Annotated in this window: 17 protein-coding genes; 6 read left to right on the top strand and 11 right to left on the bottom strand. The window is 37.7% G+C overall.

Annotation, left to right across the window (positions count from 1 at the left end; translation table 11 throughout):
* Positions 1 to 93: 93 nt before the first annotated feature.
* The 4 genes from trxB to R2S57_RS28990 all read right to left on the bottom strand — a co-directional run bounded on the left by trxB (position 94) and on the right by R2S57_RS28990 (position 5,364).
* The gene (trxB, locus tag R2S57_RS29005) at positions 94 to 1,050 is read right to left on the bottom strand and encodes a thioredoxin-disulfide reductase (protein ID WP_316848403.1); all 957 of its coding nucleotides are present in this window, start codon (positions 1,048 to 1,050) and stop codon (positions 94 to 96) included.
* Positions 1,051 to 1,309: 259 nt separating this feature from the next.
* On the bottom strand, positions 1,310 to 2,473 hold the full coding sequence (locus R2S57_RS29000; RefSeq protein WP_316848402.1) for a dipeptidase: 1,164 nt from the start codon (positions 2,471 to 2,473) through the stop codon (positions 1,310 to 1,312).
* 176 nt (positions 2,474 to 2,649) lie between these two features.
* On the bottom strand, positions 2,650 to 3,594 hold the full coding sequence (locus tag R2S57_RS28995) for a hypothetical protein (RefSeq protein WP_316848401.1): 945 nt from the start codon (positions 3,592 to 3,594) through the stop codon (positions 2,650 to 2,652).
* Positions 3,595 to 3,735: 141 nt separating this feature from the next.
* Positions 3,736 to 5,364, bottom strand: a complete 1,629-nt coding sequence (locus tag R2S57_RS28990; protein ID WP_316848400.1) for an acyl-CoA carboxylase subunit beta — start codon at positions 5,362 to 5,364, stop codon at positions 3,736 to 3,738.
* Positions 5,365 to 5,580: 216 nt separating this feature from the next.
* Here R2S57_RS28990 and R2S57_RS28985 point away from each other — a divergent pair, with 216 nt between their 5' ends.
* Together R2S57_RS28985 and R2S57_RS28980 are read left to right on the top strand one after the other, a co-directional pair.
* On the top strand, positions 5,581 to 5,994 hold the full coding sequence (locus R2S57_RS28985) for a DUF2721 domain-containing protein (RefSeq protein ID WP_316848399.1): 414 nt from the start codon (positions 5,581 to 5,583) through the stop codon (positions 5,992 to 5,994).
* Positions 5,995 to 6,023: 29 nt separating this feature from the next.
* Positions 6,024 to 6,485 (top strand): DUF1801 domain-containing protein, encoded by a 462-nt coding sequence (locus tag R2S57_RS28980; protein ID WP_316848398.1) that lies wholly within the window; start codon positions 6,024 to 6,026, stop codon positions 6,483 to 6,485.
* On the opposite strand, the gene R2S57_RS28975 is transcribed toward R2S57_RS28980, so the two are convergent.
* The 5 genes from R2S57_RS28975 to guaB all read right to left on the bottom strand — a co-directional run bounded on the left by R2S57_RS28975 (position 6,482) and on the right by guaB (position 13,269).
* Positions 6,482 to 6,892 carry a hypothetical protein gene (locus R2S57_RS28975; protein ID WP_316848397.1) on the bottom strand — a complete coding sequence of 137 codons (411 nt, stop codon included), beginning with the start codon at positions 6,890 to 6,892 and terminating at the stop codon, positions 6,482 to 6,484. The genes R2S57_RS28980 and R2S57_RS28975 overlap by 4 nt on opposite strands.
* A 188-nt stretch (positions 6,893 to 7,080) precedes the next feature.
* Entirely contained in the window at positions 7,081 to 7,542 is a 462-nt protein-coding gene (locus tag R2S57_RS28970; RefSeq protein WP_029275744.1) for a MaoC family dehydratase, read from the bottom strand.
* A gap of 263 nt (positions 7,543 to 7,805) precedes the next feature.
* Positions 7,806 to 8,399 carry a TIGR00730 family Rossman fold protein gene (locus tag R2S57_RS28965; protein WP_316848396.1) on the bottom strand — a complete coding sequence of 198 codons (594 nt, stop codon included), beginning with the start codon at positions 8,397 to 8,399 and terminating at the stop codon, positions 7,806 to 7,808.
* A gap of 389 nt (positions 8,400 to 8,788) precedes the next feature.
* Positions 8,789 to 11,368 carry a TonB-dependent receptor gene (locus R2S57_RS28960; RefSeq protein WP_316848395.1) on the bottom strand — a complete coding sequence of 860 codons (2,580 nt, stop codon included), beginning with the start codon at positions 11,366 to 11,368 and terminating at the stop codon, positions 8,789 to 8,791.
* A gap of 431 nt (positions 11,369 to 11,799) precedes the next feature.
* Positions 11,800 to 13,269, bottom strand: a complete 1,470-nt coding sequence (guaB, locus tag R2S57_RS28955; protein WP_316848394.1) for an IMP dehydrogenase — start codon at positions 13,267 to 13,269, stop codon at positions 11,800 to 11,802.
* A 299-nt stretch (positions 13,270 to 13,568) separates the two neighbouring features.
* Between guaB and R2S57_RS28950 the strand changes: the two genes are divergently transcribed.
* Genes R2S57_RS28950 through R2S57_RS28940 form a run of 3 tightly spaced genes read left to right on the top strand, consistent with a single transcriptional unit; the run spans position 13,569 to position 17,758 of the window.
* Positions 13,569 to 15,575 (top strand): DUF3857 domain-containing protein, encoded by a 2,007-nt coding sequence (locus R2S57_RS28950; protein WP_316848393.1) that lies wholly within the window; start codon positions 13,569 to 13,571, stop codon positions 15,573 to 15,575.
* Positions 15,575 to 17,470: a DUF3857 domain-containing protein gene (locus R2S57_RS28945; RefSeq protein WP_316848392.1), complete on the top strand. Its 1,896-nt coding sequence runs from the start codon at positions 15,575 to 15,577 to the stop codon at positions 17,468 to 17,470. The genes R2S57_RS28950 and R2S57_RS28945 overlap by 1 nt, the downstream gene beginning before the upstream one ends.
* Positions 17,471 to 17,476: 6 nt before the next feature.
* Entirely contained in the window at positions 17,477 to 17,758 is a 282-nt protein-coding gene (locus tag R2S57_RS28940) for a pyrimidine/purine nucleoside phosphorylase (protein WP_316848391.1), read from the top strand.
* Between the two features lie 54 nt (positions 17,759 to 17,812).
* Here R2S57_RS28940 and R2S57_RS28935 read toward each other — a convergent pair whose 3' ends face one another.
* Together R2S57_RS28935 and R2S57_RS28930 are read right to left on the bottom strand one after the other, a co-directional pair.
* Positions 17,813 to 19,084 carry a pitrilysin family protein gene (locus R2S57_RS28935; protein WP_316848390.1) on the bottom strand — a complete coding sequence of 424 codons (1,272 nt, stop codon included), beginning with the start codon at positions 19,082 to 19,084 and terminating at the stop codon, positions 17,813 to 17,815.
* The gene (locus tag R2S57_RS28930) at positions 19,077 to 20,321 is read right to left on the bottom strand and encodes a pitrilysin family protein (RefSeq protein WP_316848389.1); all 1,245 of its coding nucleotides are present in this window, start codon (positions 20,319 to 20,321) and stop codon (positions 19,077 to 19,079) included. The genes R2S57_RS28935 and R2S57_RS28930 overlap by 8 nt, the downstream gene beginning before the upstream one ends.
* Before the next feature lie 246 nt (positions 20,322 to 20,567).
* Between R2S57_RS28930 and R2S57_RS28925 the strand changes: the two genes are divergently transcribed.
* On the top strand, positions 20,568 to 21,692 hold the full coding sequence (locus R2S57_RS28925) for a CofH family radical SAM protein (protein WP_316848388.1): 1,125 nt from the start codon (positions 20,568 to 20,570) through the stop codon (positions 21,690 to 21,692).
* Positions 21,693 to 21,905 lie beyond the last annotated feature (213 nt).

The raw sequence follows: 21,905 nt of genomic DNA, 5'->3' as shown, positions 1-21,905 counted from the left end.
CTCTAACCCTATAGTCGATTGCCATGCCCGGCGCACGCAAAAAAAGAGAAACCATCACTGATTTCTCTTCCTTAAAATATTTTAAAATTATTCTTAAGCCTCTACAGGATGCTCTTTAGCAGCCAAATACCTTTCGGCATCAAGCGCGGCCATACAACCAGAGCCCGCAGCAGTTACCGCCTGACGATAATACATATCCTGCACATCGCCACAGGCAAAAACGCCTTCGATATTGGTTAAAGTAGAGCCTGGTTTAGTAGCTAAATAACCGGTTTCATCCATGTTCAGCTGACCTTTAAAAATATCGGTATTGGGTTTATGACCGATAGCCACAAAGAAACCTTCTACCTCAATATCAGATTCAACACCAGTTTTGTTATTTAAAACCTTAACGGCAGTTACATTTTTACCATTTCCTAAGATCTCCTGGGTTTCGGTGTTGTAGTGTACTACAATATTCGGCGTGGCCAAAACACGGCTCACCATCGCTTTAGAAGCTCTAAATTCGTCTCTACGCACCAATAAATGAACAGTTTTACAAAGTTTAGCTAAATAAGTTGCTTCCTCAGCAGCAGTATCTCCGGCACCCACAATGGCAACATCCTGTCCTTTAAAAAAGAAACCATCACAAACGGCACAGGCCGAAACCCCAAAACCATTGTATTGTTGTTCGCTTGGTAAACCCAGCCATTTGGCTGTAGCACCTGTTGCAATAATTACGGTATCGGCAGTAATGGTTTTAATTTCATCAACCACTACTTTATGTGGAGTTGAAGAGAAATCTACCGAACTTACATAACCAAAACGGATATCAGTACCAAAACGCTCTGCCTGTTTACGGAAATCTTCCATCATTTCAGGCCCCATAATACCTTGTGGGTAACCTGGAAAATTTTCTACATCTGTAGTTTGTGTAAGCTGTCCACCGGCTTGCATACCAGTGTACATAATTGGTTTTAAATCAGCTCTTGCAGCATAAATAGCGGCAGTATAACCTGCCGGACCTGAACCTATAATTAAACACTGAACGTGTTCGTTTTCTTGTGACATTATATTGTGTGTTTGAAATTCATTAATCGTAGTACAAATTTAATGCTTTAAACAATTGTTAACAAGTGTACATTGTCAACATAGTTTACTTATTAACAAGTAGGGCGCGGAGCGCTTAGCACATGGCGTTAAACCTCATACGCACTGGATGCTCAAAACACTTCATATCCGTGGTATAAGATGTTTTCATCTGACGCTAACTACGAATATACATGATGATTATTTACCAGTTAGCTGGCAACCTCCAACAGCACAAAAACTATCTCCCTTTATTTTCTCTGATCAACCGAATTACATTACCTCCCAGGATTTTTTTAACATCACTTTCCGAGTACCCGCTTTTAATCAGTTCTTCGGTAATTTTCGGATAATCAGCTACGCTGTTCATGCCTAAAGGGAAAGATTCGGCACCATCAAAATCTGCGCCCAAGCCAACATGATCGATGCCTATTAATCTGACAACGTGATTGATGTGTTTAATCAAAAGTGCAATCGGCGGACGAGTAGCATCTGCATCAGCCTGATGATTGAAAATCAAGGTATCAATCGCACTATTTCTACCGTATTTACCAGTTAGCATCTTAAATTCGTTATCAAATTTCGCAAAAAAAACATTTTGTTTGGTACTGTAAGTAGAATCTAAAAAACCACTGTAAAAATTAATGCAAACTACCCCACCATTTTTACCAACAGCCTTAATCTGATCATCTTTTAAATTCCGTGGAACCGGATTTAAGGCATAGGCACAGCTATGCGAAACAATTACGGGCTTAGTGGATGTCTTAATCGCATCATAAAATGTTTTTTCGCCTACATGGGATAAATCAACCATTACGCCAAGTTTATTCAAGCGTTTAACCACCAGTTTTCCAAAATCATTTAAACCCGCATTTTCACTTTTCACTTTACCAGAGGTTTCTTCTGCGGCAGAACTTGCCCAGAGCGTACTGTTGTTCCAGGTTAAAGTGAGGTAGGACATTCCGCGCTTTGCTAAACTATCGATATTAGCTAAACGGTTTTCGATCATATGACCGCCTTCTACACCAATCATCGCGGCCAATTTTTGCTGTTTAACGGCTAGTTCTAAATCTTTAGCGTTTGTAACCAATTGAATCCGATCAGGATATCTTCTGATCAAACTATACAGTGAATCAATTTCCCGGTTCGCTAAAGCATATCCACCACTTTCATCACACCAGATGGAGAAAAACTGAACATCCAAACCACCTTGTTTCGCCCTTATCAAATCGAAATTACCTTTGGGTTGAAGTTGACCTATATCGATACCGGATTTGATCTGATTGAATAAAATATCGCCATGGGTATCGATTACAACAGCATCATGGTGAATTTTATCCGAATTTTGTGCAAAAAGGTTGATCTGCAAAAGTGTGAGGGCAAGAAAAAGGCAAAAATTTCTCATACTTTAAATATAATATTAATTGTTGTGATCACCTCAGACACCTAGGTTCATTTATTTTTTTCACCACCAACAAACAAAGACACAATATGTTCTAAATATATTGACTGCCTTAAATACTTTAGTTGACTATTCATTATAGTTAACTCAAATGCTAACATCTGGCAGCACAAAAATTTTTATTGATAAGTTAAACGATATCTAAACATCGATGTTACAGGCTTCTTTTCTTTGCCTATTGTTGCAGCTTTCCAGCCTGTTGATTTTATAAAGTATTCTTTTATTTTCTCTCGCAATGAAAAATCGGTAATGTTGGTAACAGAAGGTTCAGAAATTGTTCCATCTGGTTTTATAATAAAAGAAACAATAGCCGTCTCGAATTTGATATCATTGGAATTTGCAATTCCCATAAATTTTGAAACCTCATTTTTAAAGCCCGCAGGTTCCTTTGGAGGCATATCATATTTGTTTTTTTCTTTGTTAAGCAATGCTTCCTCTTTTCGTTTCTTCTCTATTTCGGCTAACATCTCTTTATTCTTTATCACTTTTACTACTCTACCGTTTTTATAGATATCTTCCTGTGATCCTCCGAAAACTATCCACTTACCTTCTCGCAGATCGTTTATATATTCTCCACTTACAATAATTCTACCGTCAAAACCATAATCAACATATTTTCCATTTAAAACATCATCTACGTATGTTTCTATCTTTTCAACGCGCCCATCACTAGCATACTCCGTCCAGACACCATTTTTTTTTCCAAGATTGAAATTCCCTTTGCTTTCTAAGTAAGTACCAGTAGAATTACGATCTATTGTATTGCCATTAAACACTGAGCTTGAAGGATTGCTTTTTAAAAAATTATAATATTCGAATTCACCATGCGGAGTAGATAGACTTGAATCTTTAAAACTGGCTTTGGTTAGCAATGAACCATGCATAGTATACTGATTCATCTTAAAAACAGTATCTGATTCCTTTTTTTCGAACAAAATCATGTAAGAAGATCCTTTAGTAGAATCACATATTTCATTCTGATCATCTAGAAAATATTTTATATTCTGACCAAAGGAATATCCGCACAGGAATGTGAAAAACAATAGAGCGTTAAGAAATTTCATGGTTCAAAAGTATTATTTAGTCAAAATATATACAACATAAATAATGCGAGTCATCACATATTTTATTTAGAACCAATTGAGTTAGAGCATTGATCGTAACGCCAATATAATTTACTGCCAGATTACAATATCTGACATTATCTAAGTTTGTATAATCCCAACATTAAACTTTTTCGTGATTGGCGATTGATTGGCAGCCTCAATGCCCATTGAAATCACTTTCCTCGTTTCCAGTGGATCAATAATCCCATCTACCCAAAGGCGGGATGCGGCATAATATGGCTTGGTTTGGCTATCATATTTATCGGTGATTTCTTTTAACAGTTCGGCCTCTTTTTCAGGTGTAATCACCTCTCCTTTTGCTTTTAATGATGCTTGTTGAATCTGCAATAAAGTTTTAGCGGCTTGTGAACCACCCATTACTGCAATTTTAGCGGTTGGCCAGGCGTAGATCAATCTTGGATCGTAAGCCTTACCGCACATGGCATAATTACCGGCGCCATACGAATTACCCAATACAATGGTAAATTTGGGCACTACAGAATTGGCTACAGCATTCACCATCTTGGCTCCATCTTTAATAATACCACCCTGTTCCGATCGGCTGCCTACCATAAAGCCGGTAACATCCTGTAAAAACACCAATGGGATTTTCTTCTGGTTGCAGTTCATGATAAAACGGCTCGCTTTATCGGCACTATCTGAATAAATTACACCACCAAACTGCATCTCTCCTTTTTTCGACTTCACCACTTTACGCTGATTGGCTACAATACCAACTGCCCAACCATCAACGCGCCCCAAACCACAAACAATACTTTGTCCATAGCCTTTTTTATATTCTTCAAACTCAGATCCATCAACCAAACGGTTAATGATATCCATGATTTCGTAAGGTTTGTCGCGGTTCTCTGGCAGGATGCCGTATAATTCTTCTTCTTTCTCTTTAGGTTTGGCTGGTTTAATCCGATCGAAACCTGCATTTTGCGGTGCCCCCAACATGCTCATGATGTTTTTGATGCTATCAAGGCAAGCCTGATCGTTTGGATGTTTATAATCGGTAACACCCGAAATTTCGCAATGTGTGGTTGCCCCACCCAAAGTTTCATTATCAACTTCTTCACCAATAGCCGATTTCACGAGGTAAGATCCTGCTAAAAATACCGATCCCGTTTTATCTACAATCATGGCCTCATCGCTCATTATGGGTAAATAGGCACCACCAGCTACGCAAGCCCCCATAATGGCCGAAATCTGTACAATTCCTTCCGACGACATGATGGCATTGTTGCGGAACATCCGCCCAAAGTGTTCTTTATCGGGGAAAATTTCATCCTGCATGGGCAAATATACCCCTGCACTATCTACCAGGTAAATGACTGGCAAACGGTTTTCCATGGCAATTTCTTGCGCACGAAGATTTTTTTTAGCTGTCATCGGGAACCATGCACCTGCTTTTACAGTAGCATCGTTGGCCACAATCATACATTGCCGTCCACTTACATAACCAATGCCGCAAACTACTCCTGCCGATGGACAGCCACCCTGTTCCTTGTACATCCCATCAGCTGTAAAAGCACCTACTTCTAAAAAGTTAGAATCCTTATCGATCAGATAGGCAATCCGTTCGCGGGCCAAAAGTTTCCCTTTTTCCTTTTGTTTTGCAGCGTTTTTTTCGCCACCACCTAAATATATTTTTTTGAGTTTGGTTTTCAGTTCGTATACCAACTGTTTGTTCACATCCTCATTTTTATTGAATTCGATATTCATGGTGGCAATTTAAATTTAATTTTAGAAAAACAGTATTGACCAAAACGGTTTCTGGTATACCAACTCGTTTAACCGCGAAGAAAGCAGAGAAAAGACATAAAGAAAATAAGGATTTATAAGCTTCTATCTTAAAAGCTCTTTGCTGAAACTTTGCGTCCTTTGCGGTTAATCTGAAAGATGTCCGTTTAAAATGATATTTTTGATTAAACCCGAAAAATGGAACTAACCATCAATATTCCTGCTTTATTATTTCCTGCCATCAGTTTAATTATGCTGGCCTATACCAACCGGTTTCTGGCTTTGGCAAGTTTGGTGCGGAGTTTAAAGTCAAAATATGAGGATGGTGATAAAAATGCTGCCCTCCATAAACAGATTGAAAACTTACGCTACCGGCTAAGATTGATTAAAAATATGCAGGCGTTTGGTGTACTCAGCTTTGCGAGCTGTCTTTTTTGTATGTTTTTTATTTATTTGGAGTGGAATACAGTTGCAGAAATCCTTTTTGCACTGAGTTTAATATTTTTCATGATCTCTCTCGTGATTTCTTTGATTGAAATCCAGATCAGTACCAAGGCATTGGAGCTCGAACTGAGCAGCTTAGAGGAACTCGAAAATCCTTCTAGTAAGTAGGTTAAAAAAGAAATTTGATAAAGATTGATATGGAACCACTTGTTAATACACCAGAAGAATATTTAAATAGTATCCCTAAAGAAAGGAAACTACCAGTTTCTAAACTGAGAACTACCGTTTTGGAAAATCTGCCAAAAGGTTTTGAAGAAAAAATCATTTTTGGCATGCTAGGTTATGTAATTCCACTACAACTTTATCCGGCAGGTTATCATTGTACACCGCAACAGGCATTACCTTTTATTAATATCGGTTCGCAAAAGAATTTTATTGTGATGCATCATCTGGGACTGTATGCTTTTACCGACTTGTTGGAATGGTTTCAGGCAGAATATCCAAAGTATAGCAAATATAAATTGGATATGGGAAAAGGCTGTGTGCGTTTTAAGAAAGCAGATGATATTCCATACGAACTGATTGCTGAACTAATCAAAAAGATTACGCCTCAACAATGGATCGAGCAATACGAAAAGGTATATAAACGTAAGGGCTAGTTTTGGTAAACTACCCCATTAATTTTCAGTTTTTTAAAGTTTTCGGCCCAGCCTTTACCTTTAATATATTTTACCTGTGAAAGGTTTCCCTTTAAGTTAGGGTGATAAACCGGATCGAACGAAAAAGTCATTGTAGAATCCGATTTTTGAACCACGGTGACTTCGTTATCATTTTCATCCTTTTCTCCGGTAGTAAAAAACTTATCGCCAATTTTTGCATTAAAATCAGCCCTTACATAAGTTTTTAAAGAGTCATCTGGATAACTTTCTACTAATTTGTTCCGTTCATCTATTCTCAAATAAAATGTGCTTGTTGCATCGCCACCAACCAGAGCATAAAACTTATAAAAAAGTTTCTTATTAATCCTAACCGTATCCTGGATTTCGGTATAAGATTGAGCGTTCATGTACCATAAATTACCAATTTGCATAGGCAAAAATGAATCAGCCCCACCATTTTGCACCTTTTTCTTTTGGCAGGATAGCATGAACAGAATAACTAAAATAAAACTTAGAAATTTAAAGGCTTTTATCATGAGCGCATTGGTTTCTTATTTAAACGTTAAAAATCAGCAATGCGCTACATGGTAAATCATTAATTTACAAAATGATACAGAAAAACCACTTCTCCGCTGAATGCTGGCTTTTTCTGATCTTCAATTTCCATTTCGATGGCCATATTGACCTTCGTTACGCCACGAAGATTAATAATGGAAGCCAGTTTAGCTTTTAACCTTACTTTGCTGTTTACGGTAACTGCCTGAGCAAACCTCAAACTTTCGATCCCATAATTGATCTCCATTTTTAGTTTTTGGATATCAACAATTTCTTTCCATAAATAAGGAATTAATGATAATGTTAAATAACCATGTGCAATGGTTGCCTTAAAAGGACCTTCGTTTTGTGCACGTTCTTCATCAACATGAATCCATTGATGGTCTAACGTGGCATCGGCAAATTTATTGATCTGTTCTTGTGTAATGGTGTGCCATGAAGAAACGCCTAATTCCTTGCCAAGGTATTGTTCAAATTCTGCGTGGGAGGTAATGATTTGCATTTTTATAATTTTAGTTCCTTTTATAAGGTATTTTATAATATTGTAATATTTTCTGGTTGATTACTAATGTGATGGCGAATAGTCGATAGTTGATGGTCGATAGCCTACTAATATAAGCATCCTGACCATTAACTATAAGCTATTGACTATTAACACTAAACATTTTGATATATCTTAGCGCCAAACGTTTTATTGATAACGAATTAATAATTCTTACTTAACACTTGCTAATCAATACTTACTACTCGATACTTGCGCCTTTTTCAACTCAAATTCCGCTCTCTAAACCAAACTTCGTCAGGAACAGCAGAAAAATCATCCATTTTGCTGATCAGCATTTCTGCATTTGATTCATTAAAAACCAGATCTCGATTTGCCGGTTTTAAAAATTTACTTTGCACCATCATGTCCATTTGGGCAAACAAAGGGTCGTAAAAGCCATTAACATTTAATACACCGATGGGTTTAGTATGCAAGCCGAGCTGTAGCCAGGTTAACACTTCAAAAAATTCTTCGAGTGTACCAAAACCGCCGGGTAAAATCACAAAACCATCGCTAAGATCGGCCATTTTCTGTTTTCTCTGGTGCATGTTCTCCGTAACGATCATTTCAGTTACTCCCTTATGCCCTACTTCTTTATCCATTAAAAACTGAGGAATTACACCGGTAACCAAACCACCAAAATCTAATACATCATTGGCTAACACACCCATTACCCCTACACTGCCACCTCCATAAACCAATCTGATCTCTTGTTTTACCAGTGTTTCTGCCAATTGTTTGATCGCATTACGCAGCGCTACATCGCCATTAAAGTTTGATCCGCAATACACGCAAACCGAATTAAGCTTATTCATCCCGTTAAAAATTTACCGAAGTTAAGATTTTATCAGCTTTCTATAAATTTTAATTCTGCACAATACTGTTACAGGTTTGTTTTTAAGAGTTAAGATCAAGAAAAACAATAGCATATTCTATATTTTTTCATTCTACCTTCCAATTGTTCTAGTGATAAAAGTAAATTATTTTAGGTATTTTGATTTCCCGCAAGAACCACTGGCCAATATAAAATAGACCTGATGGAAGCGAACACGAAGCCAATTCTTCATTGGCAGAGTAAAGCGTACAGCAGGACTACCGTAACCCAAAAGCACAGAACCCTGCTCTCCTAAAAACAAAACAGGAGCTGCATTACGCCGCTCCTGTTTAACCAAATATAAGAGAAAATAGATTTTATGAACTAATCTTAGAAAGCATAGCGGATGGTTGCTCCATACGTTCTAGGGTCGCCAAGTACACCTGCATATAAACCAGAGTTACCTGCTGCAGCCTGTAATTGTTCATAGTAGTTTTTATTGGCGATATTTCTGCTCCAAACAAATAAGGAGAACTTATCCGATTTGAAACCTAATCTTGCATTAAATAAAGCATAACCTTTCACATTTAATACGCTTGATGGTGTAGGGTTTGAAGAATATTCTGAGCGGTAACTTGCATCACCAGCAATAAAATATCTTCCCTCTTTAGTAGCAAGATTACCTGCTGTGCTTAATTCTGTACCACCTGAAATATTCCATTTAGATACACCTGGCAACCTGCCTCCCGAAGCATCTTTAAATGCAACCTGGGTAGCTACACCATTTACTTGTTCTGTGTGTCCGGTTTCTTCCAATGGAAGTGGTGCATTGGTAAATTTAACATATTTGCCATCTAGATAAGCTAAGGCTGCATTTAAGGTGAAGAACCTTTCCAGCTGGTAGGTTCCATCTATTTCCAATCCTTTTACCCTAACTTTTTCGGCATTGGCCAGATATCCCCTGTTAACACCTAGTTGTGGCGACTGAACATTGGTTTGGTAATCTTTAATATCGGTATTAAATGCACTGATATTTACAATGGCACCTTTAAACGGTTTTGTTTTAGCACCTAACTCGTAATGTTGAACATACTCTGGTTTTACTACAGCTAACGATAAATCGGCTGCTCCGGTAGAAGTAGTTGGTAAACCACCTACGTTAACACCAACGGGTTTGTAAGCAGTAGAGAAAGTTCCGTAAACATTCAAGTTATGCGTAGGACGGTAAGATACGGTGAAGTTTCCCGATAAATTGTTATTATCTACCTTGGTTGTAAACTGTTGATTTGCATATACAGCCGCTTTAAGCGCCAATAAAGCAGCATCGGTAGTTTGTAAACCACCATAAGTTACCCTGTCATAATCAACATCTTTTTGATCATAAGTATACCTTAAACCTGGTAAAACGTGCAGATTCTTTAAAACTTCCCAATCTACCTGTGCAAAAACAGCTGCGCTTATAGATTTAATGGTAGAATTGGTTTTAATACCAAAGCCATCCAATAAGCCCGGGGTTGAGTACAAAGCCTGACTACCAGTATTACTCGTTTGTACAAATCTCCATTGATCTTTACCTACTTCTTCTGTTTGTGCCAAACCTTTTAAATTCTGGCCCAATAAATACACACCAATTACACCACTTAATTTATCACTAAGATTACCTGCATATCTTACTTCTTGTGAATATTGATCGTGGCGCGAAGTACCCTGCGATTTTGTTAAAGCTGCTAATGCAGAGAAATCCCGGTCATTTGTAGGATCCCAGTTCCAGAATCTCCATGCAGTAGTTGAAGTTAGTGTTCCATTACCAATTTTATAATCAACATTTAGTGATATGCCACCAATCGACTGATTATGTCTCCAAGGCGTATTAGTGTTAATCTCTCTTGAAAAAGGATCGATTTTTGGCTGTTGATAACCTAAATCAGAAACGATCTTGGCGTACTGGCGGTATGCGCTTCTTTCAGTTGTGGTTACACCTGCAATTACCAATGGATAACCGGCGGGATGCTGAATGCTCACATCGCCACTTAACAAAACCTGTAATTTATCAGAAGGTGTGTAATACAACTGACTTTTAAAACCAAGGTTGTTTTGTCCGCTGTATTTACGTTCTTCCCTGGTATTCCAGATGGTACCATCGCGTTGAGTGCCTGAGATCGAAATCTTTGCAGCAAGATCTTTTGACAATGCACCAGTAACAGAAGTTTTAGCCTGGATAAAGTTATAATTCCCAACACTCATTTCTACTTTTGCACCTGGCGTTAAACTTGGTTTACTGGTGGTAATGTTGAATGCACCTGCAGTAGTATTTTTACCAAATAAAGTACCCTGCGGACCACGCAAAATTTCGATCTGCTCGATATCAAGAAAATCTGTTGAGGTTGCAGCCGGACGGGCATGATAAACACCATCTACATAAAAACCGACGCCCGGATCGATACCATCATTGGTTAATCCAAAAGTTGAGCCCAAGCCCCTAATGTTAAGCGTGGTGTTTCTTGCATTGGAGGCATATAACTGAACAGATGGAACCAATTCTTTTAAACGGTTAACATTAAATGCGCCAGCATTTTCTGCTGCACGGCCACCGATAACGGTAATTGGAATAGGCACATCCTGTAAAACCTCCGAACGTCTGCGTGAGGTTACTACGATTTCATCTAAAAGGGCACTTTCTACCAAAACCAATTCGATCGGTGTATCCTGGTACCTTAAAATCTGAAAATCCTGTGGTTTATAACCTACCGAACTTACCTGAAGGTAAAATGGCGGTTCCTGCTTTGCATCAATTTTGAAAGCACCGTTATCATCGGCACTCACTGTAATGTTAGTGCCTCTTACTTTTATGGTTGCGCGTGGTACCGGCTCACCGCCCGACTTTTTTATAATACCTGTTATTGGACTTTGGGCAAAAACAAAACTTGCTGAAAGTAAAATTGAAAAGAGAATGAGTAAACTTTTGTTCATGATTGGTTATATAGTTTGTTTAAATGTTGTTGATTAATCCCGTTCGAAAATATTCGATTACTGTTTTAGAATGGCTATAACAACAATACGAGCGTGATTTTTGATCTATTTTCATAATTATTATATAATTCCTATGGATTTAGTCGACAAATATATTAAAAAAATTTATCTGCCAAATTTTATTTTGCGATTTTTATATTTTTAAACCTCGCAGGTTTCAATGAGACCATTGAAAACAATATAAATACGAATAAAACCGATAAGGTCTAAAAGCAAACGGGGCTATCGTAAACGATGCCCCGTTGTAATTATCCCTAAATCCCTTTTAGGGGATTTTAGATATTATGGTTTGTTTTTTAAAAGGTTTTGAGTTGTTAAAAATCCTCCTAATAAGATGATTAAGCATTTACCCTCTCTAACCTACACTGCACTTATCTGGTATAATTTGGTGCTTCTTTAGTAATCGTAATGTCGTGTGGATGGCTTTCGCGCATACCAGCTGCCGTAATCTGCACAAACTGTGCTTCTTGCAATGCTTCGATATTGGCTGCTCCACAATAGCCCATACTAGCACGTAAACCACCGATGTACTGATACATCACTTCAGCCAAAGTTCCTTTAAATGGAACACGACCAACAATACCCTCAGGTACCAATTTTTTAATATCGTCTTCCACATCCTGGAAATAACGGTCTTTAGAACCTTGCTCCATGGCTTCAATTGAACCCATTCCGCGATAAGATTTAAATTTACGTCCTTCGTAGATGATGGTTTCACCTGGCGATTCTTCTACACCTGCAAATAATGAACCTGCCATTACTGTGCTTGCTCCCGAAGCAATTGCTTTGGCGATATCGCCGGTATGTTTAATACCACCATCGGCAATAACGGGTACACCGGTACCTTTTAGAGCTTTGGCACATTCGTAAACTGCGTATAATTGGGGAACACCTACACCAGCAATAATTCTGGTGGTACAGATCGAACCTGGACCAATACCTACCTTAACGGCATCGGCACCTGCATCTGCTAAGAATTTTGCAGCAGCACCGGTAGCAATATTACCAACAATAACCTGTAAATCAGGATACTTTGCTTTAACTTCTTTCAATTTATCAACCACACCTTTGGTATGACCATGGGCAGTATCAATGGTAATGACATCAACGCCAGCATGAACCAAGGCATCAACTCTCTCCAGTGTATCGGCAGTTACACCAACCGCAGCGCCTACACGTAAACGTCCACGTTCATCTTTACAGGCAGCAGGATAATTTTTAACTTTCGAAATATCTTTAAAAGTAATTAAACCACTCAGGTAACCATCTTTGCTCACTACCGGAAGTTTCTCGATTTTATGATTTTGAAGAATCTCTTCAGCCTGAACCAAAGTAGTACCTTCTGGTGCAATGATTAAATTTTCTTTGGTCATGACCTCAGAAATCGGTCTTTTCATATCCTTTTGGAAACGCAAATCCCTGTTGGTAATAATACCAACCAATTTATTATCGCTGCTTACTACCGGGATACCGCCAATTTTATGCTCTTTCATAATTTTGAAGGCATCAGCTACAACAGCCGTTTCCAATAGAGTAACCGGATCCTGGATCATACCACTTTCAGAACGCTTTACTTTGCGTACTTCTGCGGCTTGTCTTTCAATAGTCATGTTTTTGTGCAACATGCCAATACCACCATTTTGCGCTATGGCAATGGCAAGTTCGGCTTCTGTTACAGTATCCATTGCGGCAGAAATCAATGGAACATTAAGTTTGATTTTTTTTGTTAAAAAAGTGGATGTATTTACTTCACGGGGCAGAATTTCAGAATATGCGGGTACCAATAGTACGTCGTCATATGTTAATCCTGTGGCAATAAACTTTGTGGAATCGAGTTGCATAGCAAATAAATTAGGATTTATTATTTGCCAGGCAAAGATACGAAAATTGAGGGAAAATAAAAACCTAAAGATAAAAATGCTTAAATATTAAGCTTGCCTGACAATCGCTCATTAATGCAAAAACCTGGTATATCGCAATAATTCAGATATGGAGTACTACCAAAGATCATAAAAAGACAAAACTCGTAAGAGCTGAATATTATATATATATGGAGGAATTTTTAGGCTAGGCGGTAATTATTTAGTAATAATTCAAAGAATGTGTTTATTATTGCATAACCAAAAAACTATTTTCTATAATGCAGAAAAATGCTCTCAAATTTCTGACTTTAATGCTTTGCATTGGGGTTAGTACACTCTATGCCCAAACCACTCAACCTGTAAAAAAAGAGTTTAAGTTTGGCAAAATTGCACCAACAGAATTCGAAACAAAAGCTTTAGGACAAGATTCCGCAGCATCGGCGATCAAATTATTCGATGTTGGTGAATGTTATTTTGAAGTAGGTCATTCTTCAGGTGGCTTTATCTATGTTTTTGAAAGACATATCCGTTATAAAATCCTCAACAAAAGTGGTTACGATTTTGCCAATTTTAAAGTTGAGCTTTATAAAAGCAGTAGCTCCGCAAAAGAAGACCTTAGCTTTATGGATGCAGCAACCTATAATATGGTTGATGGCAAAATGGTTACCAGTAAACTGAACAAGGATGCCAAATTTACTGAAGAGTTTAACAAAAATTATGTGATCAAAAAGTTCACACTTCCAAATGTTAAGGAAGGCTCCATCATCGAATTTAAATATAAGATCAAATCAGACTTTATTTTCACCCTTCGTGGTTGGAAATTCCAATCCAGTGTGCCAACGCTTTGGTCTGAATATAATGTGCGGATACCCGAATACCTCACTTATAAGAATAATATGAGTGGCTATTATCAGATCGATCATCCCCTACACCAAAATGTAAGTGCAACTTATGTAGCCGGTGTAAGCTCCAATGCTGTTTATGATAAGTACTGTGTAGCCAATGTACCTGCGCTAAAAGATGAACCCTATGTAACAACTATGGATGATTACACGCCAAAAATCGAATTTGAACTTAGGGCAACCAATTTTCCTGGTCAAATTTACCAGGATTATAACGGCTCGTGGTCAAAAATTATCGATGGATTGGCAAAAGATGAGAACTTTGGTGGTTTCATCAATAAAAATGGTTATGCAAAATCGGTACTTCCTGGCATCCTAAAAGGAGAAAAAGATACTTTAGCTGCTGTAAAACTTATTTTCAATTATGTTAAAAACAGTTTGAAGTGGAATAAGGATTATGCCAAATATGCCAACGAAACCAATCCAAAATCTATTTTTGAAAAGAAAACAGGTTCATCTGCCGATATTAATCTGGCTTTATTAAGTTTATTAAAAGAAGCTAAAATTGATGCTTACCCGGTATTAGTCAGTACAAGAGAAAACGGCGAACATCCTGGATATCCATTGGTATCGGCATTTAATAATGTAATTGGGGTTACGCAAATTGGAAATGCACTGTATTTCCTTGATGCCACAGACAAAGATTTGCCTGCTGGCATGATAGATTCTGACAACCTGAGCCACCAGGGCTTTTATATGGATTTAAAAACCATCAGCGGAAAATGGCTTTCTACTGAACCGACTGTTCCAAGTGAAAAAATATTCGTATACAATATGGTTTTAGATAAAGATCATAAATTATCCGGAAAGATCAACCAATATTCAAAAGGTTATGCCGCCTTAAATCTTCGCAATAAGTACAGAAGAACCAATAACGAAACTGAGTTTATTAAAAACTATAAAAAAGATAAAGCTGGTCTGGAAATTTCTGCATACAAGATCGATAATTTAGATAGTCTTGATGAGTTATTGACTGAAAGTATGGATGTTGTAATTGAAGACAATGTGGAAGAAGCAGGTAACCTGGTGTATTTTACACCTCTGCTTTTTGAGCGTACTAAGGAAAACCTATTCAAATTGGAAGAAAGAAAGTTTCCTGTAGATTTTGCTTATCCATTTAAGGAAAGTTACCGTATTACCGTAAATTTCCCTGAAGATTATGAAATAGATAAACTGCCTAAAGGAGGAGTTTACAAACTTCCGGAAGAAAATGGAACCTTCTCGATCAATTATATAGCAGAAGGCAAAACTTTAATGGTAAAAAGTACCATCAATGTAAATAAATCGCTTTATACACCAGAAGAGTATTTCGATTTGAAAGAACTATTTAAAGCGGTTGTAGAAAAACAGGCCGAGCAGATTGTATTTAAAAAGAAAGTATAATGAAATACTATTTAAGTTTAACGCTTGCTCTAGTGGGCATAAATAATGCGTTTGCCCAGGTTGATTACGATGTAACGAAAATTCCTGAGAATCTTAAAAAAGATGCAGTTGTCGTGATTCGGAATGAAGAATCCTTTTTCGATATTAAAGGATTGGGGGCCGCCAAAATGGATTACAAAGTAGCAATGACCATTTTGAGCAAAGCTGGTGAAGAATATGGAGAAATGGCAGAAGTTTATGATAAATTTAGCAATATCTATAACATCAAGGCTACGCTTTACGATGCCGCAGGTAAAAAAGTAAAAGACTATAAAAATTCTGACATTAAAGATCAGAGTCTGATTTCGGATTTTTCGATCTTCGAAGATAATAGGCTCAAGCTTTTAAAATTTGTGAGTATAACCTATCCATACACCATAGAATATAGTTACAGTCAGGATTATAACGGGCTACTTTCTTTTCCTTCGTGGCGCGATCTTAAGGATTTTGGTGTATCGGTAGAAAAATCAACTTATACCATCCAAAAGGCTAAGAATTATAAAATGAGGTACATTACGAGCCCGAATTTACAGACCGATTCGGTGCTTAATGGTGAAAAAGTACAATACAAATGGAAAAGTGCCAACATTGCAGCCATAGCCGATGAACCGCTAAGTACCGGCATTGATAACGTTTGTGCATGGGTTAAGGCCGCTCCAAATCAATTTGAATATGATGGCTCGACGGGGAATTTCGACAACTGGAAAAATTTTGGATCGTGGTTGTATACCTTAAATCAAGGTGGAAATAAACTTCCGGAAGCCACCAAGCTAATGGTGCAGAATTTAATTAAGGATGCAAAAACACCAAAGGAAAAGATACGTATCCTGTACAACCATCTGCAGCAAAATACCCGTTATGTAAGCGTTCAACTGGGGATAGGTGGTTTCAGACCTATTTTAGCAGAAAAGGTTGCACAGGTAAATTATGGCGATTGTAAAGCACTTTCCAATTACATGAAAGCATTATTAAACGAAGCCGGAATTCCTTCTAATCTGATTGTTATTGGAAATGATATGCCTAGCCTAAACACTAATTACTCAAGTATGGGACAGGCTAACCACATGATTTTATGTGTTCCATCGGCAAAAGATACTACGTTTTTAGAGTGCACCAGTCAATATAAACCAATGGGATTTATTGGCTATAGCAATTCCGACAGAAATGTATTAATGGTTACCGAAGATGGTGGAAAAATCGTGCATACCCCCGTTTATCATGCAAAGGAAAATTATCAGATCAGGAAAACTAAAATTACCCTGGCAGAAGACGGCACAGCCAGCTCAGAAATAAAATCTACCTATGGCAATGCGCAGTTTGAAGAAAATTTTTCTATGACATTGATGGAGCCAGTTTATCTCAGAAAAAGAATAATTGAAGATAGTTCTATCCCCGTTGCAGAATTGATCAGTTATAAATATGTACAGGCTGATAAAACCATCCCTGTACTTACAGAAGAAATTAACTTCAAAACCAATCCACTGTTAACTAAAGGCGGTGACAAGTTATTTTTAGTGGTGAATCAGATTAACCGCCGCGAAAGTGTACCGCTCAAAGTAGAGAACCGAAAAACATACTTTGCTGTTCCTTTTAGCTATAACGATGATGATGAAATTAATTATATCTTGCCAAAAGGCTATAATGTAGAATTTATTCCAAAGGATATTACCATTACATCTGAATTCGGATCCTATACCGCCAAATTTAGTGTTAAAGACAACACGATTGTTTATAACCGAACACAAACCATGAACAATAAGAAGTATCCGCCCGAAAGATATGGCGAGTATGTAGATTTTTACAAAAAGATATTTCAGGCAGATAAACAAAAAGCCGTTTTAGCAAAAACCTTATAAAAGAATATGATTACAGAAAACCAATATTTTGATGGAAACGTTAAATCGTTAGGGTATGAAACCGCTGAAGGAAGATCGACCATTGGCATTATAAATCCAGGAGAATATACCTTTGGCACCGCACAAAAAGAAATTATGCATGTTATTGAGGGGGAATTAACAGCCCTTTTGCCCGATGCTGCCGAATGGCAAAATATTAAAGCAGGCAACAGCTTCGAAGTGCCTGCAAACTCGTCGTTCAAAGTAAAAGCAAATGTTCAAACGGCATATCTTTGCCAATACCGATAGTCTATAATCAAGGAAGTCAAGTTTTGAAAAATTGACTTCCTTTTTTTCTAAAACTTATTTCTTCCCAATCACCACTTCGGTAAAACCCTCTGTATTGAGGTATTTATTTGCTAAAGCTAATAACTCTTCAGCAGTAATACTTTTCACTTTCGCGATGTACTTTGTATAATAATCGTAATCCAAACCTGCGAAATAAATGTTTTTGAATTTATCGGCATGTGAGAACACATTTTCCAAACTGCCCAACATCGACCCCAACATATAATTTCGAACCAAGTTCAGTTCCTCCTCTCCTATCGGTTCGCTTTTCAGCAGTGCTATTTCTTTATAGATCTCAGTTAAAGCTGCCGAACAAACATCAGCGCCCACTTCTGTAGCGATAAAAAGATAACCAGCTTGCTGTAAAGAGGAGATACCCGACCCGATTCCGTAAGTATAACCTTTATCTTCCCGAATGTTGTTCATCAAACGTGAGCCAAAGTATCCGCCTAAAACGGTATTTAAAATCTGAAGTCCGGAAAAATCTTCATGCTTGCGGTTAATCGCCAGCCGACCTATACGAATAGCTGATTGCAGTGCTTCAGGTTTTTCTGTATAAACAAACTGTTTTTCTGTGCTTGTAAAATTGAAACTGTTCTTTACTGCATTACTTTTTTCCCAGTCGTTCCCAAAAGCATTGTTCAGCAGCTTAAAACTGGTATCATCAAACTTTCCTGAAACAATTATCGTACAATTATTTGGCGCGTATGCAGCCTTAAAATATTCCAGCAGATCGTCGCGTTTCAGTGCATCATAATGCTCGGCTTTTATATTTACGCCATAAGCCGTATCACCAAATAAAGCATGTGCAAATTCCTTTCTCGAAAGGATATCGTTTTTTTTCAGGTTTACCTGCAGTTTTTGCTTCTGGTTCTGAATGTAAATATCAAGCTCATGCTGTGGAAACTGACTTTCAGACAAAACATCTTTTACAATCGGAAGCACCGAATGTAAATGTTTGTTTAAAGTATACAGCGTAACGGAAGATTGATCTTGCGTGTATTCTGTTTGAAAGAAGGCCCCGTAAAAATCAATTTGCTCAGCAATTTCCTTTGAAGTTAATTTATTTGTTCCATTGTTGATCAGTGCGCTCACTGCAATGGCCTGCAATGGTTTTTCGAGTTTCCAGTTTACGTTTTCAAAAATAAATTCGATACGTACCAGATCCTGTTCTCCAGAATAGATAGTAAAAACGGGAACACCGTTATCCAATACTTTTTTTTCTGGATGGATAAAATTTATAGTCGATACCTGCTTAAAATCAGGCGCCTGTTGTCTGTTAAGCATTTTCTTCAGTTAAGTAATATAAGGTTGATGATGAATTTGGGTTGAAGGTTTCGTTAGAGATCCTTTGAATATCTTCGGCCTTCACTTTTAAAAATTCTTCTGTTTCCTGGTTTAGTAAAGCGGCATCACCCAAAAGCTCATAATAAGCGAGGTTCATTGCTTTATCCAACAAGCTCATTTCCGAAAATACCAGTACAGATTCTACTTTATTCTTTACTTTGGTTAATTCGGTATCAGCAACCAGTTCGGCCTTTAATTTATCCAGCTCCACCCAAATTGCTTTTTCTGCAGCCTCGGTTGTTACCCCTTCTACCAGTTTACCTTCAACAATAAATAAACCCGGATCTAAACTGCTCGATATATATGCGTTGATATCGCTAAAAAGTTTCTGCTCTTTTAATAAGCTGTTATACAAACGTGAAGATTGTCCGCGTGATAAAATATCAGATAATAAATCAAAAGCATAATAATCCTGATTTAATCGCCCAGGCATTTTAAAGGCCATATAAATTGCATTTAAAGGCACGTTTGCTTTAACGGTTTCTTTTCTGGCTTCAGTTTGCGGTGCTTCCTGAATCAAATCACGGTTGTATTTATCTCCTGCAGGAATAGGTTCGAACCATTTTTCGGCCAGTTTTTTCACATCTTCTGTTTTTACATTCCCACCCACTACTAAAATTGCATTTTGTGGGGTATAATGTTTTTTGAAAAATGCTTTTACATCGTCCATCGTTGCATTTTCGATATGTGAAAGCTCTTTTCCGATGGTTGCCCAACGATAAGAGTGCTTTTTATAAGCTAAGGGACGCAACTTTAGCCAAACATCGCCATAAGGCTGGTTAAGATACCGTTGTTTGAACTCCTCACTCACCACATTTCGTTGTGTATCCAAACTCTTTTCAGAAAAAGCCAGACTCAACATACGGTCGCTTTCCAACCAAAACGCCGTTTCTATATTTTCTGCAGGCAGCGTAATGTAGTAATTGGTGATATCGTTACTTGTAAAAGCATTGTTTTCACCTCCCACGCGCTGCAAAGGCTCATCATAATTGGGGATGTTTACCGATCCGCCGAACATTAAATGTTCAAATAAATGCGCAAAACCGGTTTTTTCAGGATCCTCGTCACGGGCACCCACATCATATAAAATATTTAAAACTGCCATTGGAGTTGTGGCATCTTCATGCACCAAAACTTTTAAGCCATTGGCCAGTGTAAAACGATTAAAATCTACCATATCTATTTTTAGAACCGTAAAGATATTATTTTAAGGGTAACTGGAAGATGGAAAATGATAGAGAATGTAAAATGGCAAATGATGGACAATGTTAATATGTAAAATTGAGATGGATGATATAAGATGGAATATTGATAATGGCAATTCTACAGGCCAATCGCCGTCCGCTTAACGCTCTATGCATTTTTTTACAAACCTTAAACCTTACACCTTCAACCTTCCCGCCCTTTTCCTTATCTTTGTATTATGAATACAGCCGATTTACTGCAACGGGCATTACATTTTGATTTTTTGAGCCTTGAGGAAGGTGTACATTTATACCACCACGCCGATACAGCATCATTGATGTTTGTGGCAAATGAGTTAAGAAAAATTCAGGTGCCCAGTGGTAAAGTAACCTGGCAAATCGACCGTAATGTAAACACCACTAACGTTTGTATCGCCAACTGTAAATTCTGTAATTTCTTTCGCAGGCCTGGCCACGACGAAAGTTATATTACTGATATCGAAACCTATAAGATAAAAATTGAAGAAACTTTCCGTTTAGGTGGAGATCAATTGTTATTACAAGGTGGTCATCACCCAGATTTAGGCTTGTCTTTTTATGCCGATCTTTTTAAAAAATTAAAGGAATTATATCCTGATTTAAAACTGCACGCTTTAGGTCCGCCTGAAATTGCGCACGTTTCAAAACTAGAGGGTATGACGCATACTGAGGTTTTAAAAGCCTTAAAAGAAGCAGGAATGGATTCGTTACCAGGTGCCGGTGCCGAAATTTTAAACGACCGGGTAAGGCGTTTAATCTCAAAAGGGAAATGTGGCGGTCAGGAATGGCTGGATGTAATGCGTGCCTGTCATCAATTGGATATTACCACTTCGGCTACAATGATGTTTGGCCATGTTGAAACCATCGAAGAACGTTTTGAGCATTTGGTATGGATCCGCCAGGTACAAAGTGAAAAACCTGCTGATGCAAACGGATTTTTAGCCTTTATTCCATGGCCTTTCCAGGATGATGGTACTTTATTAAAAAGACTCCGCGGCATTAGCAACAATGTAACCGCTGATGAATATATTCGCATGATTGCCTTAAGCCGTATTATGCTGCCTAATATTAAAAACATACAGGCGAGCTGGTTAACTGTTGGAAAAGCAACTGCACAACTTTGTTTACATGCAGGTGCTAATGATTTCGGATCGATCATGATCGAAGAAAATGTGGTATCAGCTGCCGGTGCGCCACACCGTTTTACCGCAAATGGCATCCAGCAATCCATCAAAGCTGCAGGCTTCGAACCACAACTCCGTGGACAAAAATACAACTACAGGGATTTACCTGAACATTTGGAGGAACAGGTGATAACTTATTAGATAAGAATAAATTACAGAGAGGGCACTATAAATATTATTATTTATGGTGCCCTCTCATTTTGTATAATTTTGACTTCAGCTATATCTTTTGTTTCATTATAGTTTTCAGTAGAAATAAGGGATCAAGCAAAAAAGTTGGGGAGTTGAGAAGTTTATTTAATTTTGTACAACATTATTATTTTGGACACCTCACTACTATCTTTAATACTACCT

The organism is Pedobacter psychrodurus (assembly GCF_032678585.1).
Lineage (GTDB): Bacteria > Bacteroidota > Bacteroidia > Sphingobacteriales > Sphingobacteriaceae > Pedobacter > Pedobacter psychrodurus_A.
This window is presented reverse-complemented; position numbering and strand designations above follow the sequence as displayed.

Bases quoted from the DNA above. Each gene is read 5' to 3' on its own strand.
- trxB (WP_316848403.1), bottom strand. From the start codon at position 1,050: ATGTCACAAGAAAACGAACACGTTCAGTGTTTAATTATAGGTTCAGGT.
- R2S57_RS29000 (WP_316848402.1), bottom strand. From the start codon at position 2,473: ATGAGAAATTTTTGCCTTTTTCTTGCCCTCACACTTTTGCAGATCAAC.
- R2S57_RS28995 (WP_316848401.1), bottom strand. From the start codon at position 3,594: ATGAAATTTCTTAACGCTCTATTGTTTTTCACATTCCTGTGCGGATAT.
- R2S57_RS28990 (WP_316848400.1), bottom strand. From the start codon at position 5,364: ATGAATATCGAATTCAATAAAAATGAGGATGTGAACAAACAGTTGGTA.
- R2S57_RS28985 (WP_316848399.1), top strand. From the start codon at position 5,581: ATGGAACTAACCATCAATATTCCTGCTTTATTATTTCCTGCCATCAGT.
- R2S57_RS28980 (WP_316848398.1), top strand. From the start codon at position 6,024: ATGGAACCACTTGTTAATACACCAGAAGAATATTTAAATAGTATCCCT.
- R2S57_RS28975 (WP_316848397.1), bottom strand. From the start codon at position 6,892: ATGAACGCTCAATCTTATACCGAAATCCAGGATACGGTTAGGATTAAT.
- R2S57_RS28970 (WP_029275744.1), bottom strand. From the start codon at position 7,542: ATGCAAATCATTACCTCCCACGCAGAATTTGAACAATACCTTGGCAAG.
- R2S57_RS28965 (WP_316848396.1), bottom strand. From the start codon at position 8,399: ATGAATAAGCTTAATTCGGTTTGCGTGTATTGCGGATCAAACTTTAAT.
- R2S57_RS28960 (WP_316848395.1), bottom strand. From the start codon at position 11,368: ATGAACAAAAGTTTACTCATTCTCTTTTCAATTTTACTTTCAGCAAGT.
- guaB (WP_316848394.1), bottom strand. From the start codon at position 13,269: ATGCAACTCGATTCCACAAAGTTTATTGCCACAGGATTAACATATGAC.
- R2S57_RS28950 (WP_316848393.1), top strand. From the start codon at position 13,569: ATGCAGAAAAATGCTCTCAAATTTCTGACTTTAATGCTTTGCATTGGG.
- R2S57_RS28945 (WP_316848392.1), top strand. From the start codon at position 15,575: ATGAAATACTATTTAAGTTTAACGCTTGCTCTAGTGGGCATAAATAAT.
- R2S57_RS28940 (WP_316848391.1), top strand. From the start codon at position 17,477: ATGATTACAGAAAACCAATATTTTGATGGAAACGTTAAATCGTTAGGG.
- R2S57_RS28935 (WP_316848390.1), bottom strand. From the start codon at position 19,084: ATGCTTAACAGACAACAGGCGCCTGATTTTAAGCAGGTATCGACTATA.
- R2S57_RS28930 (WP_316848389.1), bottom strand. From the start codon at position 20,321: ATGGTAGATTTTAATCGTTTTACACTGGCCAATGGCTTAAAAGTTTTG.
- R2S57_RS28925 (WP_316848388.1), top strand. From the start codon at position 20,568: ATGAATACAGCCGATTTACTGCAACGGGCATTACATTTTGATTTTTTG.